The 16,312-nt window shown below is 71.7% G+C and carries 17 protein-coding genes; 14 read left to right on the forward strand and 3 right to left on the reverse strand.

Features of this window, described 5'->3' with window-relative positions; translation table 11 throughout:
* Positions 1-109 precede the first annotated feature (109 nt).
* The 6 genes from BMY97_RS10440 to BMY97_RS10465 are packed head-to-tail and all read left to right on the forward strand — an operon-like array spanning position 110 to position 5,227.
* Positions 110-1,000 carry a DUF6282 family protein gene (locus BMY97_RS10440; RefSeq protein WP_091615993.1) on the forward strand — a complete coding sequence of 297 codons (891 nt, stop codon included), beginning with the start codon at positions 110-112 and terminating at the stop codon, positions 998-1,000.
* Positions 1,001-1,019: 19 nt separating this feature from the next.
* A complete protein-coding gene (locus BMY97_RS10445) occupies positions 1,020-1,892 on the forward strand; it encodes a cupin domain-containing protein (protein ID WP_091615995.1) in 873 nt (290 codons plus the stop codon).
* Positions 1,889-2,677, forward strand: coding sequence for an HpcH/HpaI aldolase family protein (locus tag BMY97_RS10450; RefSeq protein ID WP_091615998.1), 789 nt, complete (start codon positions 1,889-1,891; stop codon positions 2,675-2,677). Before BMY97_RS10445 ends, BMY97_RS10450 begins: the two co-directional genes overlap by 4 nt.
* Positions 2,674-3,537 carry an LLM class flavin-dependent oxidoreductase gene (locus BMY97_RS45905; protein WP_177231262.1) on the forward strand — a complete coding sequence of 288 codons (864 nt, stop codon included), beginning with the start codon at positions 2,674-2,676 and terminating at the stop codon, positions 3,535-3,537. Before BMY97_RS10450 ends, BMY97_RS45905 begins: the two co-directional genes overlap by 4 nt.
* Complete coding sequence (kce, locus tag BMY97_RS10460; protein WP_091616001.1) at positions 3,537-4,472, forward strand: 3,5-dioxohexanoate:acetyl-CoA acetone transferase; 936 nt, start codon at positions 3,537-3,539, stop codon at positions 4,470-4,472. The genes BMY97_RS45905 and kce overlap by 1 nt, the downstream gene beginning before the upstream one ends.
* Positions 4,469-5,227: an SDR family NAD(P)-dependent oxidoreductase gene (locus tag BMY97_RS10465; protein WP_091616003.1), complete on the forward strand. Its 759-nt coding sequence runs from the start codon at positions 4,469-4,471 to the stop codon at positions 5,225-5,227. Before kce ends, BMY97_RS10465 begins: the two co-directional genes overlap by 4 nt.
* A gap of 7 nt (positions 5,228-5,234) precedes the next feature.
* Here the strand turns inward: BMY97_RS10465 and BMY97_RS10470 are convergent, their stop codons facing one another.
* Together BMY97_RS10470 and BMY97_RS10475 are read right to left on the reverse strand one after the other, a co-directional pair.
* The gene (locus BMY97_RS10470) at positions 5,235-5,552 is read right to left on the reverse strand and encodes a hypothetical protein (RefSeq protein WP_091616006.1); all 318 of its coding nucleotides are present in this window, start codon (positions 5,550-5,552) and stop codon (positions 5,235-5,237) included.
* 179 nt (positions 5,553-5,731) lie between these two features.
* Entirely contained in the window at positions 5,732-6,208 is a 477-nt protein-coding gene (locus tag BMY97_RS10475) for a MarR family winged helix-turn-helix transcriptional regulator (RefSeq protein WP_091616009.1), read from the reverse strand.
* A gap of 74 nt (positions 6,209-6,282) precedes the next feature.
* Between BMY97_RS10475 and BMY97_RS10480 the strand changes: the two genes are divergently transcribed.
* Entirely contained in the window at positions 6,283-7,218 is a 936-nt protein-coding gene (locus BMY97_RS10480) for a VC0807 family protein (protein WP_143086173.1), read from the forward strand.
* Here BMY97_RS10480 and BMY97_RS10485 read toward each other — a convergent pair.
* Positions 7,202-8,986, reverse strand: coding sequence for an RICIN domain-containing protein (locus BMY97_RS10485; protein WP_218156748.1), 1,785 nt, complete (start codon positions 8,984-8,986; stop codon positions 7,202-7,204). The genes BMY97_RS10480 and BMY97_RS10485 overlap by 17 nt on opposite strands.
* Positions 8,987-9,293: 307 nt before the next feature.
* Between BMY97_RS10485 and BMY97_RS10490 the strand changes: the two genes are divergently transcribed.
* The 7 genes from BMY97_RS10490 (at position 9,294) to BMY97_RS10520 (ending at position 16,309) form a co-directional block, all read left to right on the forward strand.
* The gene (locus BMY97_RS10490; RefSeq protein ID WP_091616014.1) at positions 9,294-10,184 is read left to right on the forward strand and encodes an SIS domain-containing protein; all 891 of its coding nucleotides are present in this window, start codon (positions 9,294-9,296) and stop codon (positions 10,182-10,184) included.
* A 2-nt stretch (positions 10,185-10,186) separates the two neighbouring features.
* On the forward strand, positions 10,187-11,086 hold the full coding sequence (locus BMY97_RS10495; protein ID WP_091616017.1) for an ROK family protein: 900 nt from the start codon (positions 10,187-10,189) through the stop codon (positions 11,084-11,086).
* Positions 11,083-11,985 carry a 1-phosphofructokinase family hexose kinase gene (locus BMY97_RS10500; protein WP_091616020.1) on the forward strand — a complete coding sequence of 301 codons (903 nt, stop codon included), beginning with the start codon at positions 11,083-11,085 and terminating at the stop codon, positions 11,983-11,985. Before BMY97_RS10495 ends, BMY97_RS10500 begins: the two co-directional genes overlap by 4 nt.
* Positions 11,986-11,995: 10 nt before the next feature.
* Complete coding sequence (locus BMY97_RS10505; RefSeq protein WP_091616022.1) at positions 11,996-12,850, forward strand: class II fructose-bisphosphate aldolase; 855 nt, start codon at positions 11,996-11,998, stop codon at positions 12,848-12,850.
* Between the two features lie 186 nt (positions 12,851-13,036).
* A complete protein-coding gene (locus BMY97_RS10510; protein ID WP_425425254.1) occupies positions 13,037-14,419 on the forward strand; it encodes an ABC transporter substrate-binding protein in 1,383 nt (460 codons plus the stop codon).
* The gene (locus BMY97_RS10515; protein WP_091616027.1) at positions 14,419-15,369 is read left to right on the forward strand and encodes a carbohydrate ABC transporter permease; all 951 of its coding nucleotides are present in this window, start codon (positions 14,419-14,421) and stop codon (positions 15,367-15,369) included. Before BMY97_RS10510 ends, BMY97_RS10515 begins: the two co-directional genes overlap by 1 nt.
* Positions 15,370-15,379: 10 nt before the next feature.
* On the forward strand, positions 15,380-16,309 hold the full coding sequence (locus BMY97_RS10520) for a carbohydrate ABC transporter permease (RefSeq protein ID WP_091616030.1): 930 nt from the start codon (positions 15,380-15,382) through the stop codon (positions 16,307-16,309).
* Positions 16,310-16,312: the final 3 nt, after the last annotated feature.

Consider the following 16,312-nt stretch of genomic DNA (forward strand, 5'->3'; position numbering starts at 1 on the left):
AACGCTAGATACCGTAAACAGGAGTCCCGCGTTGCACAAGAGGGCCCTTGGGGTTGACAGACGGTCTTATAGTGAACTGGGTATTCACAATGCGAACGAAGGTGACTCTATGAGCCGGCGCCCCGCCATCGCCACCGTCCTGGACGGCCTGGTCGACATGCACGTCCACTCCGGGCCCAGCCCGTTCCCCCGCCGCTTCGACCACGTCGAGGCCGCCGAGGACGGCGCCCGGATCGGCATGCGGGCGATGGTCGCGAAGTCCCATCACCACAACACCCAGATGGACGTCCTCGCGATGAAGGGGCGCTTCGCCGGCGTCGCCGCGCAGGCCTACGGCGGCATCGCGCTGAACAGCACGGTCGGCGGCCTGAACGTCCACGCCGTGCGCATGTGCCTGCGCATGGGCGGCAAGGTCGTCTGGTTCCCGACCATCTCCTCGGGCCGGCACATCGACTGCCACCCGGAGGACGGCGCGTTCCCGACCACCACCGTGCCGCTGACGCTGGAGCGCATCGACATCGTCGACGGGACCGGCGCGCTCAAGCCCGAAGCCGGCGAGATCCTCGACGAGATCAAGGCGCAGGAGGCCGTCGTCAACGGCGGGCACATGTACCCCGAGTACATCCGCACGCTGTTCGAGGCCGCCAAGGAGCGGGGCATCACGCGGATGGTCGTCAGCCACCCGGACTTCGTCATCGGCGCCGAGCCGGAGCTGTGCCGCGAGCTGATCGGGCTCGGCGCGTTCGTCGAGCACGAGGTCGGCATGTACGACCCCGAGGGCACGCAGAAGTGGGACCCGAAGCAGCTGCTGACCTGGATCGAGGCGCTCGGGCCGGAGCACATCGTGCTGGCCTCGGACTTCGGCCAGAAGGCCAACCCGAAGCCGGTCGACGCGTGGCTGCGGGTCGCCGAAGCGCTGCTCGACCTCGGCCTGCCGGAGAAGGACCTGCGGCGGATGGTGCGCGACAACCCGACGTACCTGCTCAACCTCGACGCCTGAGCGAAAGGACACCGAAACCTTGTACGCCAAGGACGATCCGCGTTCCGCACTCGCGACAGCGCCCGCGCCGGGACCGGACAGCGGCGCCGCGATCGCGGCCGCGCAGTACTTCGACCTGCAGGCCACCCCGATCGTGCGCGCGCAGAACGTCGCGCTGATCCACACCGCCGCGCGAGCCGGCGACGACCTCGACAACGGGACACTGGAAGGCGAACTCGCGATCGTCGTCACCGGCGCCTCACCGGCCTTCACCGTGCTCACCGACCACGGCGCCACCAGGATCGAGCAGCCCGGGCTGGTCGTGGTCCCGCCTGGCGCTTCGCGGATCAGCGTGCACGGCGACGGGCCGCTGGTCCGGCTCGTCGAGGCCACCGAACCCGCGTGGCGCGAGCGCGCGGCGAACGCCGGTGCCTACACCGAAGACCACCCGCGGGTCGCGCTGCTGCAGCGCTGGCCGGAACCCGGGGGAGGGGCGGCGGTCCGGTTCTACCCGCTGGCCGACGTGCCGGCGGACCCGGCGCGGTTCGGCCGCATCTTCCGCACCCGCGCGTTCATGGTCAACTTCCTGCCCGAGCAGGACGGCCCGCGCGACCCGCGCCGGCTCTCGCCGCACTCGCACGCGGACTTCGAGCAGCTTTCCCTTGCCGTGCAAGGAGAGTACGTGCACCACATCCGCACCCCGTGGCTGAACGACAGCACCGGGTGGCGCGAGGACGAGCACGTCCGGCTCGGCAGCCCGTCGGTGGCGGTCATCCCGCCGCCCGCCGTGCACACCTCGGCGGCGAGCGACCCCGGGGTGAACCAGCTGATCGACATCTTCAGCCCGCCGCGGGCGGACTTCTCCGGGAAACCGGGCTGGGTCCTCAACGCCGACGACTACCCGATGCCGTGACCGCGCCCCGACGCACGGGTGCCGGGCTGTTCGCGCCCGGCCGGGTGACGGCCCCGCTCGGCACCTGGCTGAAGATCACCGCGGGGGAGCCGGTCGAGATCATGGCGTACGCCGGGTTCGACTTCGTCGTGATCGACCTGGAGCACGCGCCGCTCGACCTGGCGATCGCGTACCGGCTGATCAACTCCGCCGCCGCGCTGGGCGTGGTGCCGCTGGTCCGGGTGCCGGACAAGACGGCGTCGACGATCCAGAAGATCCTCGACGCGGGCGCCATGGGCATCCTGGTGCCGCACGTCGACACGGTCGAGCAGGCGGCCGCGGTCGGCGCGGCGTGCCGGTTCCCGCCGCACGGGATCCGCGGCGCCGGCGGGACCAGCCGCGCCGGGGCCTGGGGCCTGCGCCCGAACGCCGAATACCTCGCCACCGGCAACGACGACGTGCTCTGCATCCCGCAGCTCGAAAGCGCCGAGGCGATCAAGGCCGCGCCGGAAATGCTCGCGCTCGACGCCGTCGACGCGGTGTTCGTCGGCGCCGCGGACCTGTCGATGTCGATGGGCACCACACCGGCCTCGCCGGAGGTCCTGGAGTCGATCGCCTCGGCGCTCGACGCCGCGCACGCCGCCGGGAAGCGCTGCGGGCTGGCGTTCGGCGGCGTGCCCGAGCGGGCCGCGCAGGCGGTGCGCGACGGCTGCGACTTCGTCCTGCTCAGCAACGACACCTCGATGCTGGCGGAGGCCGCGCGCGGGCTGGTCGCGGCGTTCCGGGAAGCCGAAGGGCGCCCGTGAACCTCTCGCTTTCCTTGCCCCGCAACGCCTTGTCGATCGCCGAGCTGGACGAGCTCGACCACGACGGGGTGGTGCGCTTCGTCCGCGCGCTCGAGCGGAGCGGCCACCGGATGGTCTGGATCCCCGAGGTCAACGGGCGCGAGGCGTTCACGACCGCGGCGCTGGTGCTCGGCGCGACCGAGCGGATGATCGTCGGCAACGGCGTCGCCCGCGCGCTCGAACGCGTGCCGAAGTCGGCCGCGTCGGCGGCGCAGGACCTCGCCGCCGGGTACCCGGGACGGTACGTGCTGGGCCTCGGGGTCAGCGGCGCGGCCCGGGAGCGCGGGACCGGCCCGCTGCCGTTCCTGCGCGACTACCTCGACGGCGTCGACGCGGTGATCCGGCGACGGGGCGGCCCCGAGGTGCCGCGAGTGCTCGGCGCGTACTCGGCCGGGATCACGCGCCTGGCCGCGGAGCGCGCGGACGGCCTGCTCACGTTCCTGGTCACGCCCGAGCACACCCGCTGGGCGCGCGAGACGATCGGGCCGGACCTGTTCCTCTCGGTCGTCCAGTGGGCGGTGGTGGGCCGGGACCGGGCTTCGGCCCGCGACGTGGCCCGGCGGCGGCTCGCCTACTACCTGACCCTGCCGCACCAGCTGGCCAAGCTGACCCGGCTCGGCTTCACCGACGCCGACCTCGCCCCGCCGGGGTCCGACCGGCTGGTCGACGCCCTCGTCGCCTGCGGCACCCCGGACCAGGTGCGGGAAGCGTTGCGGCAGCAGTACGACGCGGGGGCCACGCAGGTGGCCGTCAGCCTGGTAGGCCCGCTCGACGAAGCGAAACTCGACGCCTACCGGGCGCTCGGCGAACAGGAGAACTGATGCGGGCAGCGGAAAAAGTCATCATCACCACCGCGATCACCGGTTCGGTGAACGTGCCTTCGCAGAGCCCGCACCTGCCGTTGTCCACCGCGGAGGTGGCGAAGGCGGCGCTGGAGGCGATCGAGGCCGGCTCCGCCATCGTGCACCTGCACGCCCGGCACCCGGACGGGCGGCCCGCGTTCGAACCGGAGCTGTTCGAGGAGATCATCGCGCCGATCACCGCGGAGACCGACGCCGTCATCAACATCACCACCGGCGGGGCGTCGTCGATGACGATGGACCAGCGGCTGGCGGCGGCGACGCGGCTGCGGCCGGAGCTGGCGTCGATGAACATGGGCTCGATGAACTTCGTCTACTCGGGCATCGCCGGCAAGGTGACCGAATGGCGGCACGACTGGGAAAAGCCCTACGTGCTCAACACCTACGCGCACCCGTTCGTCAACACCTTCGACAAGATCGAGCACACCCTGCGCACGCTCGGCGAGGCCGGCACCCGGTTCGAGTACGAGTGTTACGACATCGGCCACCTGTACTCGCTCGCGTACTTCGCCGAGAAGGGCTTGGCCGAGCCGCCGCTGCTGATCCAGGGCGTGTTCGGCGTGCTCGGCGGGATCGGCGCCGACCACGCGAACCTGGAGCACATGGTGCGGATCGCGGACAAGCTGTTCGGGGACGATTACGCGTTCTCGGCCTTCGCCGGGGGCCGCGACCAGATGCAGTTCGGCACCCACAGCGCGTGGCTCGGCGGCCACGTGCGGGTCGGCCTGGAGGACAGCCTCTGGCTCGGCAAGGGCCGGCTGGCGCTGAGCAACGCCGAGCAGGTCACGAAGATCCGGGCCGTGGTCGAGGACCTCGGCAAGGAGGTCGCCACCCCGGCCGACGCCCGCGAGATGCTCGCGCTGCGCGGAAAACCCAAGGAGGACAACGCTTCATGAGCACCCCGCCACTGGAGGGCAAGGTCGTCCTCGTCGTCGGCGCGAGCACCGGGATCGGCGCCGACGCCGCGCGCGTCTTCGCCGAAGACGGCGCGTCCCTGATGCTGGTCGCCCGCACCGAAGAGCCATTGGCCGCGCTGACCGAAGAACTCACCGCAGCGGGTCACGATGTGGCTTACACGATCGGCGACGTCACGGACGCGGCGAGTGTCACGGCCTTTGTCGACGCCACCGTCGCCCGCTTCGGCCGGCTCGACGGGGCGTACAACAACGCGGCCATGGGCCAGGGCGGCCGCCTCGACGCGGTGTCCGAAGTGGACTTCGACCGGATCATGGCGGTCAACGTGAAGGGGACCTGGCTGTGCCTGCGCGAAGAAGTGCGGGTGATGGAGCCGCGGGGCTCGGGCTCGATCGTCAACGTGAGCAGCATCGGCGGCCTGCGCGGCAGCTCCGGCATGGGCGCCTACCAGGCGAGCAAACACGCGGTCATCGGGCTGACCCGCACCGCGGCCCACGACTTCGGGCCGCTCGGCATCCGCGTGAACGTGATCGCGCCCGGCCCGACCGAGACGCCGATGCTCGACGAGCTGCGCCGGACGATCCCCGGCGGGGTGGCGGCGCGGATCGCCGCCACCCCGCTGCGCAAGGCGGGCACCGGGGCGGAAGCCGGGGCCACCGCGGCGTTTCTGCTGAGCGACCGGGCGTCCCACCTCAGCGGGGTGGTGCTGCCGGTCGACGGGGGCTTCCTCGCCTGACCGGGGCTCAGCAGAGGTCGACCGACGCGACCGTCGGCTCCGCGCCGGCGAACTTGAGGCCCTGACGGTCACCGGGGGCGATGCTGAAGCAGCTGCTGTCCGGCGCGCGGTTCACCACCACGGTGACGCGGTACTCGCGCGAGCAGTTGTTCGCGACCGTGACGAACAGCGTGGTGCCGACCGAGCCGCCCTGCGAAGCGACCTCGATGCAGGACGGCGCGGCGGCGTCCGTCGCGGCCGAAGCGGTGCCGGCCAGCCCCAGACCGGCCAGCGCGACCACGGCGAGGCCGGCGAGCGGGCGGGTGAGCGAACGGGTCTTGATCATGGGTCTGCCTTCCCTTGCGGACGGATGTGCTCCGGCCCGCACGGTAAGGCCGGGTGCCGGGGACCGGTCCCGATCATGAAACCCGGTGACGCGGGGGCGCAGCGGTCCGGCGCGCGGCCGCCTGGGTCCGGTCCCGCCGGCGGGAGCTTCAGGCGCCCGGGGGCGGCGAGGCGAGGGCTTCAGGCGTCCAGGCCGGAGATCCGCCGCGTGCTGGTGATCAGCGCGCCGGTGGTCCGGCTCGCCCAGTCGAGGATCGCGCGGGTCTCTTTTTCGTCGTAGTGGGTCATGATCGTGCCCAGGTCATCGACGAACGGGCCGAACGCCATGGCCATCAGCGCGTCCATCCGCTCGTTCGGCAGCAGGTGCACGACGACCTTGCGGCGGTCGTGCGGATCGGGTGCGCGCCGCACGTAACCGGCCTTGGCCAGCCGGTCGAGCATCCGGGTGACCGCGCCGGTGGTGAGCCCGGTGTGCTCGCCGACTGCCCCCGCCGTCACCGGGCCGAGGCGCTGCAGCAGGTCCAGGCACTTGCGCTCGACCGCGCTCAACCCCAGCAGCCGGCCGACGGCCTCGTGGAACACGACGATCGCGGTGGCGAACTCGCGGCCCAGCACCTGGGCGTTCGCCACCTGGTCGGCGGGGTCGGCTTGCGTCATGGGCCGATGCTACCTTACCCTTGCACTCTCTTAGCAGACAAAATAATGATGTGTGCAGGGATTGGGGGAGCGCGATGCCTGAGGTCGGTGCGGGTCGTAAAGCGGTGCGGGTGGGCTTGATGATCGTGAACGCCGCGGTCGACCTGCTGCTGCCGACGGTGGTGCTGGTCGCGCTCGCGCCGACCGGGCTGTCCGCCGCGGTGCTGCTGTCCATCGGCGGAACCCTGCTGGCGGGCAAGGCCATCGGCGGCCAGACCGGCTACGGGCGGTTCCGCTGGCGGCTGGCGCTGCTCGCCGGCCTGGCGCCCACGGCGGCGATCCTCGGGTGCCACGCCGCGGGCCTCGGCGACGTGCCCAGCATGGTGGCGGGCTCGGTCGTACTGGGGGTGATCGTGCTCGCCGACGTGGGGCTGGGGCGCCGCCGTGCCCGCACTGGGGGAGGCGCCGACGTGGGGCTCGGGCGTCGCCCTGGCCGCTCCGAGGGAGGGGTCGACGTGTTCGCGCTGGTCGTGCTGGTAGAGGTGCTGGCGGGCGTGGTGCTCACCTCGATCAGCGGCGATGCCCGGTTCGTGCTGGCGCGGGTGTCGCTGTACCTGGCCATCGGCGGGCTGGTGATCCTGGCGTCGGCGTGGGCCGAGCGGCCGTTGATGCGCACGGCTCTCAAACCCGTTGCGGCCAAAGGAGAACCCGCTCGCGAGGAGGCATTCGAGCGAGCCTGGGTGAATTCGCGCAAGTTCCGCGCGCTCTACCGGGCCATGACGGCCGGGCTGGGCGGGGTGCTGATCGTCGACGCCGTCCTGCGGGCGGTGATCATCTACAGCCAGCCCGCGGGCGCCGTCGTCGAATCCTCGCTCACCTCGCAGCTCCCTCTGGTGGTGCTGATCGCCGGGTGGTTCGCGGCGGGCCGCGGCCTCGCGGTGCCGCGCGCCGAGCGGATCCTGGAGGCCGAGCTGGCGAGGGCGCCCGCCGGCCCGGAACCTCCAGTCCCCGCGGCTACGAAACCGCGGTGATCGAAAGCGTCTGCTGGGACGCGGTGCGCCCGCCGCCGACCGGGTTGCCCGTCCGGTCGGTCCAGTACCGGGCCGGGGTGGTTTCCGCGGCCCGGCCGGAGAGGCCCAGCACCAGTCCGCTGTAGCGGTTGACCAGCCGGTAGCCGTGACCGGAGCGGAGCACGAACCACTGCTGGCCGACGCTCGGGCCGCCGGGCCCGGCCGGGGTGACCGTCGGCGCGGTGCCCCACGCCCGGGTCGCCGGGGACGAGGTGCCGACGCCGAGCAGCCCGCCGGTCGCCCGGTTCACGATCCGGTACGAGCCGTCGCCGTTGGCCGCGAAGGACCACGCCGTGGCACCCGCCCGGGCGAACTGCGAGGTGGTGGCGGAGCGGCCCGGGACCTGCGCGAGGACGCGGCCGTCACCGCTGGCGATCCGGTACGCCTTGGCCGGGTCGAACAGCGACGTGGCCGGGCGGGCGCCTTCGACGGTCAGGTCGAAGTACGTGCCGGACGCGTCGCCCGGGCAGCCGAACGCGCAGTACGACCGGAAGTCCTTCCCGACGATCGACGAGCTGGTTTTGCCGGCGCTGTCGAGGAACCAGCGGTACCAGGAGGCGTCGGTGTGGTTGCCGGTGTCGCCGGCCAGCCGCCACTTCTGCGTGGCCAGGTCGTCGGTGACGTAGAACTGCTGCGGCGCCTTGCCGCTCTGGTCGACCGCCTGCGGTTCGCCGATGTACAGCCCGAGGTAGGCGTTGTAGGCGACGTCCATGACGAACAGCGGTGACGTCGGCGGGGTCTTGCCCGCCGCGACCTGCTCGGTGGTGGTCCCGGCGTTGGCCGGGTTGTACTCCTTGGACGCAGGCGTGTAGCCGGTGCTGCTCGCGCCGTCGACCGGCACCATGTTGCTTTCGCGGCCGCCGACGCCCGGCTCGGACCATTTGCCGTCGTACCACTTCTGCCAGCTGCCCGGAGCCATCTTGCCGGCGATCGGCGCGCGGGCGACGTGCTCGTAGAACGCCTTCCAGCCGCCGTTCTTGTCCACCACGCGCGAGCCGTAGTACAGGTAGAAGTAGCCCGAGGCGGTGTCCGTCAGCAGCCGCTGGTCGCCGTCGCCGTAGTAGTAGGTCTGCTGCGGGAAGGCGCCGGTGTCCCCGCGTTTGGTGCTGTACGGCGACGTGATCACGTGCGCCTTGATGGCCCAGGTGTGCCCGCCGTCGGTCGAAACCGCGTAGTCGATGGCGTCGTAGTGGAGGCCGTCGCCGAAGGGCTGCGGGGTGAACTCGTTGTGCACCAAGCCGTACCAGTCGCCGGTGTCCGGGTCGACCCACACGCCGGACAGGTCGCAGAAGTTCTTCTGCGAGTAGCCGGAGCCGGCCGGCGGGGCGGTGGCCTCCCGGCCGGTGGGGCTGGTGTTGCACCGCCAGGTCGTGTCGTTGTTCTTGTCGCGGGGCTCGGCGGGGTTCACCGCGTTGCTCAGCGCGCTCGACTTCGTCGCGGAGTCGAAGTCCTTGCCGGAGTAGAACTCCCACTCCCGCGGGGCGGTCGCGCCGTAGTCGGCGGCGGACTGCTGGAAGTAGTAGGTGCCGTCCTTGTCGATATAGCCGCTCGCCGGGGTGTCGGTCGGATAGGCGTACGTGCCGGTGCCGTTGACCGTCACGGTGAAGCCGCCGGACGGCGCCGCCGACGCGGAGGCCGGGACCAGGCCGCCGACGCACAACGCCACGCCGGCGAGCGCGACGGCGGCTCTCCGGCCGGTTCCACGGGACCTGGGATACGAGACGGGCATGGGCTCCTCATTCCTTCCGGACGCCGACCGACGCGGCTGCGGGGGACCTGGATGAGCATTGATGTCGGAAAACTAGACAGAACAAACAAGATCGATCACATTTGGTGTGCAGTGATGATGCACTCCGAGGTATTTCACTGTCAACGATCGACGGTCGTATAACGCCCTATACGGCGGCCGTCTGCACGGTTCTGCTCGCTTGGCTGCGCCATCGATGCTCGAAGATGCAAAAAGACAGCATTGACGATGCACAAACCTGCATCTACGGTGACAGCTGTTGCTCACACCTGGCACGGATGGGGAGTCGATGAGCGGGACTTTCATGGCGGCGGAGATCGCGAGCCAGCCGGAGTGCTGGCGGGACGCGGCGAACCTGGCCGCGGCCAACGCGCGGCTGCTGCCGGCGCCGGGCGCCCGGGTCGCGGTGGTCGGCTGCGGCACGTCGTGGTTCATCGCGCAGGCGTATGCCGTGTTGCGCGAAACCGCCGGGCTCGGGGAGACCGACGCGTTCGCCGCTTCGGAGTTCCCCGTCGGGCGGGCCTACGACCAGGTCGTGGCGCTGACCCGGTCGGGCACCACCACCGAGGTGCACACCCTGCTGGCCCGGCTGCGTGAGACCGCGCCGACCCTGCCGACCACGGCCATCACCGGGGTCCCGGCCGAGATCGCCGGCGCCGCGGGCACCGTGGTCGACCTGTCCTCTGTGGACGAGCGCTCGGTCGTGCAGACCCGGTTCGCCACCTCGGCGCTGGCCATGCTCCGCGCGCACCTCGGCGAAGACCTCGCCCCGGTGATCGCGCAGGCCGAGCGGGTGCTGGCCGAGCCGCTGCCGGCCGAGCTGGTCGAGGCGGGGCAGTTCAGCTTCCTCGGCACCGGCTGGTCGGTGGGCCTGGCCAACGAGGCCGCGCTGAAGTTCCGCGAAGCCTGTCTCCTGTGGACGGAGTCCTACCCGGCCTGGGACTACCGGCACGGGCCGATCAGCATCAGCGAGCCCGGCCGCGTCACCTGGATGTTCGGCGCTTCGCCGGACGGGCTGGCCGAGGACGTCCGCCGGGCCGGCGGCGTGTTCGTCGAGACCGGGCTGGACCCGATGGCCGACCTGGTGCGCGCCCAGCGCGTCGCCGGCGCGATCGCGGAGCGCAAGGGGCTGGACCCGGACAACCCGCGGAGCCTCACGCGCTCCGTCGTGCTGAGCTGAGCATGACGCTCCTCGCGGCGGTCGACGTCGGCGGCACCACGGTCAAGGCCGCGGTGTACGAGCCGGGCCGCTGGACGAAGCGGGCCGAGCTGCGCCGTCCCACCGCCCGTGGCGCGGATCCGGCGAAGGCCGTGGCGGACCAGGTCCGGACCCTGATCGGGCAGCTGCAGCACGCCGGCCCGATCGCCGCGGCCGGGGTCGTGGTGCCCGGGGTGGTCGACGAGGCCGCGGGCGTCGCGCGGTTCGCGGCGAACCTCGGCTGGCGGGACGCGCCGGTGCGCGAGCTGCTGGCCGAACGCCTGCCGATGCCGGTCGCCTTCGGGCACGACGTCACGGCGGGCGGGCTGGCCGAGCACCGCTTCGGTGCGGCCCGCGGGTTCGCCGACGCCGCGTTCGTCCCGGTCGGCACCGGGATCGCGGCGGCGCTGCTGATCGGCGGCCGTCCGCATCGCGCGGCCGGGCAGGCCGGCGAGCTGGGCCACGTCGACGTCGGCCACGGTCACCGCTGCGGGTGCGGCGCCACCGGCTGCCTGGAGGTGGTCGCGTCCGCGGGCGCGATCGCCCGCCGTTACACGGAACGGTCCGGCCGGGCCGTCGCCGGTGCGCGCGAAGTGCTCGAGGCGGACGACGACGTGGCACGCGAGGTCGTCGAGGAAGCCGTGACGGCGCTGGCCACCGGGCTGAGGCTGCTGGTCACGCTGATCGCGCCCGAAGTCGTGGTGCTCGGCGGCGGGCTGTTCGAGGCGGGCGGGCTGCTGGAACGCGTCGACCGGCGGCTGGCCGGGTCGCTCGTCTTCCAGCGGCGCCCGGTGCTGCGCCGTGCGGAGCTGGGTGACGAAGCCGGTTGCCTGGGCGCGGGCCTGCTGGCCGCGGAGCTGCTGGAACGGGTGGTGGCGCCGTGATCCTCACCGTGACCCCCAACGCCGCGCTCGACGTGACGTACACAGTGGACAGTCTGGTGCCGGACGAGGTGCACCGCGTCTCGGCCGTGCGGCAGCGCGCCGGCGGCAAGGGGATCAACGTCGCCCGCGTGCTGTACGCGCTGGGCGCCGACACCCGGGCGGTCGCGCTGGCCGGCGGTGCCACCGGCAGCGCCGTCGCGCAGGAGCTGGCGGCTTCCGGCGTGCCCGCCGAGCTGGTCCCGATCGCCGGGGAGACCCGCCGGACCACCACCGTGCTCTCCTCCGACGACCACGCGGTCACCCTGTTCAACGAGCCCGGCCCGGTGATCACGGCGGGGGAGTGGGCGGCGCTGGCCGCCGCGGCCGCCCGGCACCGGCCGGAAGTACTGGTCTGCTCCGGCAGCCTGCCGCCCGGCGCGCCGCCGGACGCGTACGCCCAGCTCGCCTCGGCCGGGATCCCGACCGTGCTCGACACTTCCGGCGACGCGTTGCTGGCCGGGCTGGCCGGACGGCCGGCCGTGGTCAAGCCGAACGCCCGGGAACTGTTCGAGGCCACCGGAATCCGCGACGTCGAGGCGGCCGCGGCCGAGCTGCGGAAGGCGGGCGCGGGCGCGGTTGTCGTGTCGCTCGGCCGCGACGGCCTGCTCGCCGTCACCGCGGCCGGCACCTGGCACGCGGCGCCGCCCGCGGAGCTGAGCGGCAACGCCACCGGGGCCGGTGACGCGGCCGTCGCCGGGATCGCGCTCGGGATCTGCCGGCACGAGCCGTGGCCGCAGGTGCTGCGCCGGGCCGTCGCGCTGTCCGGCGCGGCCGTGCTCGGGCCGCTGGCCGGCGACGTCGACCTCCCGCACTACCACCGAGAACACCACCGGGTCGCCGTGCGCGCCCGGGCGAGCTGAGGAGGGCCACATGCCATTGGTGTCCACGGGGGACATCGTCGGCGGCGCCGTGGCGCGGCGCCGCGGCTGCGGGGCGTTCAACGCCATCCAGCTGGAGCACCTGACCGCGATCGTGGACGGGGCGGAGGCCGCCGACGCGCCGGTGATCCTGCAGCTGAGCCAGAACGCGGTGCGCTACCACGGCGCGCTCGCCCCGGTCGGCGGCGCCGCGCTCGCCGAGGCGCGGGCGGCGGGCGTGCCCGTGGCCGTGCACCTGGACCACGCCGAATCGCGGGAGCTGGTGCGCGAGGCCGTGGACCTCGGGTTCGGCTCGGTGATGTTCGATGGGTCCACATTGGACTACGAGGCGAACGTGCGGGCGACGCGCGAGGTCGCGAAGTACTGCCACGACCACGGCGTCTGGGTGGAGGCCGAGCTGGGCGAGGTCGGCGGGAAGGACGGCGTGCACGCGCCCGGCGCCCGCACCGATCCCGGCGAGGCCGCGAAGTTCGTCGCGAACACCGGCGTGGACGCGCTGGCCGTGGCGGTCGGCAGCTCCCACGCGATGCTGACGCGCGACGCCGCGCTCGACTTCGAGCTGATCGCCGCGTTGCACGCCGCCGTGCCGGTGCCGTTGGTGCTGCACGGTTCTTCGGGGGTGTCCGACGAGGGCCTGGCCGGCGCCGTGGCCGCCGGCATGACGAAGGTCAACATCGCCACCCAGCTCAACAAAGTGTTCACCGCCGCCGCGACGGACGACTGGCGCGAGCACCCCGAGCGCGTGGACCCCCGCCGGTACCTCGGCGCGGGCCGGGCGGCGGTGGCGGTCGAGGTGCGGCGGTTGCTGGGTGTGCTCATGCTGGGACACGCGGAAACCGCCAGGTGACGATTGTGCAGATTTACCGAGCGAACTTGTTGACAGATGCGTGAAGTCGCAGAAAACTGCGCGCTAATGCGCAGAAACCGGCGTTATTTCCTAGATCGGGTGGTGGCTGTGGTGGCTATGCGGGTAGCACGAGGCAAGCGTTCGGAAAGGCCCGGGGACCGGCTCGCCGGGACCTCGAGGACAAAGCTGGCGGTGGCTCTCACGGCCGGGGCCGCGCTGCTGCTCGCCGGCTGCGGCGGCGGGGACACCGCCGCGGGCGGCACCGGTGAGAACGCGCTGCCCGGCGTCGACCAGTACCTCAACGCGCCGTGTCCCGAGCCCGGCGTCAAGCCCGCCACCGGCAAGACGGTCGCCTACTGGTCGATGTGGACCGCCGACGAGCCGCAGGGCAAGGTGCTGCAGAAGGCGTTCAAGTGCTTCCAGGACAAGACCGGCGTGCACGTCGACGTCCAGTGGCTCGGCCGCAAGGCCTACACGCAGAACCTGGTGCCCGCGCTGAACACCGACACCGTGCCGGACCTGTTCGACCAGGACGTCAGCAAGGTCGGCGCCGCGATCATGACCCCGGGCGGCACGCAGAGCCTCGACGACGTCTACGGGATGAAGGTCGGTGAGGGCGACAAGACGGTCAAGGACGTGCTTTCGCCCAGCTCGTACGACTTCCCACAGAACAAGGACCACGAGGGCCACAACTTCATGGTCCCGTACACCGTCCAGTCGAGTGCCTGGTGGTTCGACAAGGACACCGCCGGCGCCGTGGCGCAGCCGAAGACGATGGACGAGCTGACCGCCCTGTTCGACAAGGCGAAGTCCGACGGCAAGGCGGCGATCAGCCTGGACGGGGACATCCCGTTCTACAACATGTACTTCTTCACCCAGCTCGCCGAGCGCTACGTCGGCTCCGGCGGCCTGTACAAGGCGGCCACCGACCCCACCGGCGCGGCCTGGACGTCCGACCCCGGTTTCCTCAAGGCCGCCACCGAGACCGCGAAGCTGCCGAAGTACTTCATCGACGGCTGGGACGCGGCGAAGTTCCCGCAGGTGCAGCAGCGCTGGGCGGACGGTGACTCGCGATTCCTCTACGTCGGCACCTGGGCGCCGAGCGAGACCCGCGAGTACCTCGACAAGGAGGGCGCCGGCACGAAGATCGCGTACGGCTCCTTCCAGTTCCCGATGCCGCCGGGCGCCACGCACGACACCGTCGAGCAGATGTCCATCGGCTTCGCGGTGCCGAAGAAGGCCAAGAACGCCGAGGCGGCCAAGGCGTTCATCGCCTACTTCCTCAACAAGGACATCCTTTCCGGCATCCCGGCCGTGGCGGACAACCTGGTGCCCCGCGCCGACCTCGCCGTGCCGGACGACCTCAAGCAGGTCAAGTCCGCGATGGACGACCCGAAGAAGGAGCACGTGCTGCAGTACGACGGGATCGACGGCATCGCCGGCGGCAAGTGGCAGACCGACGTGTTCGACCCGGCGGACCTGGCGCTGCTCAAGGGCCAGCTGAACCCGCAGCAGTTCGTCGCGCAGCTTTCGGCCAAGAGCGCCGCGTTCTGGAAGACCCAGGGCTGATGACGGCCGCGACTCGGGTGGTGCGGGCCCCGGCCGCCCGCGCCACCCGCGGGGCGCACCTAGGCCGCAAGCGCCGGCTGTTCTGGCCGTTCGCGGTCCCGGCTTTGGTGCTGTACCTGGCTTTCCTGGTGCTGCCGACGATCGCGACGGTGGTGCTGAGCTTCACCCACTGGGCCGGGGCCGGCGACACCCCCGAGCCCGACGGCGTGACCAACTACGTGCAGATGTGGCAGAGCGACTCGTTCCAGTACGCCTTCCGCAACACGCTGGTGTACGTCTTCCTGGGCGGCATCGGCACGTTCGCGATCGCGTTCCTGTTCACCATGGTGCTGCGGGACATGCGCGGCGGCAAGGTGATCCGGGCGATCCTGTTCTTCCCGAACATCGTCGCGCCGGTGGCACTGGGCATGTTCCTCGGCTTCGTGTTCAAGTACCAGCCGGGCAAGCAGGGCCTGGCGAACTACGTGCTGGAGCACGTCGGCGCGGACGCGGCCAAGTTCCTCGCCCCGGCCAACGTGACGGGGGTGGTGACCGCTTCGCTGATCTGGGCCAGCTCGGGCTTCTACATCACCATCCTGATGGCCGCGGTCGACCGGATCCCGCCGTACCTGTACGAGGACTCGGACCTGGCCGGGGCGTCGCCGTGGCAGAAGTTCCGCAACATCACGCTGCCGATGACCTGGGACGTGGTCGGGGTCGCCGGGGTGCTGTGGACGATCAACGCGCTGAAGATCTTCGAGCTGGTCTTCGTGCTGGCCGGGCCGGGCACCTACGCGCCGCCGAACCAGGCGTGGACGCTCGGCATCTACGTGTTCGACCGGACCTTCGGCTCCAACGGCACCCCGGACTTCGGCGCCGCCTGTGCCTGCGCGGTCGCGATGATCGCGCTCGTGTCGGTGCTCGTGGTCCTGCTGCGCCGGTTGATGCGCCGTGACGCCATCCAGTTCTGAGGGGGAGACCATGTCCGTCACGGACGCGCCCGCGCCCGCCGCCCGCGCGGCGAAACCGGCGCGCAAGCCGCCGCGCCGGCCCAAGCCCGCGCCCGGCTCCCGGCGGCTGAGCCCGCTGCGGCTGCTCGGCTCGGCCATCGTGTGGCTGTTCACCGCCGGCAACGTGCTGGTGCTGTACTGGCTGCTGTCGGCCTCGTTCAAGACGCCGGTGGAGATCTTCACCAAGCCGTTCGCCCTGCCGTACCAGTGGTTCCACCTCGGCAAGCCGTTCCGGAACTTCGTCTACGCCTGGAACAACGCCGGGTTCGGCAACGCCGTGGTCACCACCGTGGTGCTGGTCGGGCTCGCCACCGTCGTCACGGTCGCGGTGTCGGCCCCGGCGGCGTACGCGCTGACCCGGCTCGGCGTGCGCGGCTCCGGGCCGCTGACCAACGTGGTGGCGATCGGCATGGGCGTGCCGTTCCAGACCGTGATCATCCCGCTGTTCGTGGTCATGAGCAAGATCCACCTGGACAACGAGTACGGCCTGTTCCTGGTCTACGTGGCGCTGTCCATCCCGTTCACCGTGTTCCTGCTGACCGGCTTCTTCCGCTCGCTGCCGGACGAGCTGGAGGAGGCCGCGGCGATCGACGGCGCGTCCCCGCTGCGCACGTTCTTCTCGGTGATGCTGCCGCTGGCGCGCGGCGGGCTGATCACCGCGCTGACGCTCAACGCGATCGGGCTGTGGAACGAGACCCTGCTCGCGATCGTGTTCCTCAAGGACCAGGCGCACTTCACGCTTTCGCGCGCGCTGTTCACCTTCTACGGCGCGGCCAGCTACCAGTCGGAGTACGGCGGCCTGATCGCCGGCGTCGCCATCGTGGTGCTGCCGATGCTCGTGCTCTACCTCGTGCTCGCCCGCCGGATCATCACCGGACTCACCCTCGGCGCCGGAAAGTAAGGA

Source organism: Amycolatopsis saalfeldensis (assembly GCF_900110575.1).
Lineage (GTDB): Bacteria > Actinomycetota > Actinomycetes > Mycobacteriales > Pseudonocardiaceae > Amycolatopsis > Amycolatopsis saalfeldensis.

What these genes read in the sequence shown, in the direction of transcription:
- BMY97_RS10440 (WP_091615993.1), top strand. Translation starts at nt 110, where the DNA reads ATGAGCCGGCGCCCCGCCATCGCCACCGTCCTGGACGGCCTGGTCGAC.
- kce (WP_091616001.1), top strand. Translation starts at nt 3,537, where the DNA reads ATGCGGGCAGCGGAAAAAGTCATCATCACCACCGCGATCACCGGTTCG.
- BMY97_RS10465 (WP_091616003.1), top strand. Translation starts at nt 4,469, where the DNA reads ATGAGCACCCCGCCACTGGAGGGCAAGGTCGTCCTCGTCGTCGGCGCG.
- BMY97_RS10470 (WP_091616006.1), bottom strand. Translation starts at nt 5,552, where the DNA reads ATGATCAAGACCCGTTCGCTCACCCGCCCGCTCGCCGGCCTCGCCGTG.
- BMY97_RS10475 (WP_091616009.1), bottom strand. Translation starts at nt 6,208, where the DNA reads ATGACGCAAGCCGACCCCGCCGACCAGGTGGCGAACGCCCAGGTGCTG.
- BMY97_RS10480 (WP_143086173.1), top strand. Translation starts at nt 6,283, where the DNA reads ATGCCTGAGGTCGGTGCGGGTCGTAAAGCGGTGCGGGTGGGCTTGATG.
- BMY97_RS10485 (WP_218156748.1), bottom strand. Translation starts at nt 8,986, where the DNA reads ATGCCCGTCTCGTATCCCAGGTCCCGTGGAACCGGCCGGAGAGCCGCC.
- BMY97_RS10490 (WP_091616014.1), top strand. Translation starts at nt 9,294, where the DNA reads ATGAGCGGGACTTTCATGGCGGCGGAGATCGCGAGCCAGCCGGAGTGC.
- BMY97_RS10495 (WP_091616017.1), top strand. Translation starts at nt 10,187, where the DNA reads ATGACGCTCCTCGCGGCGGTCGACGTCGGCGGCACCACGGTCAAGGCC.
- BMY97_RS10505 (WP_091616022.1), top strand. Translation starts at nt 11,996, where the DNA reads ATGCCATTGGTGTCCACGGGGGACATCGTCGGCGGCGCCGTGGCGCGG.
- BMY97_RS10515 (WP_091616027.1), top strand. Translation starts at nt 14,419, where the DNA reads ATGACGGCCGCGACTCGGGTGGTGCGGGCCCCGGCCGCCCGCGCCACC.
- BMY97_RS10520 (WP_091616030.1), top strand. Translation starts at nt 15,380, where the DNA reads ATGTCCGTCACGGACGCGCCCGCGCCCGCCGCCCGCGCGGCGAAACCG.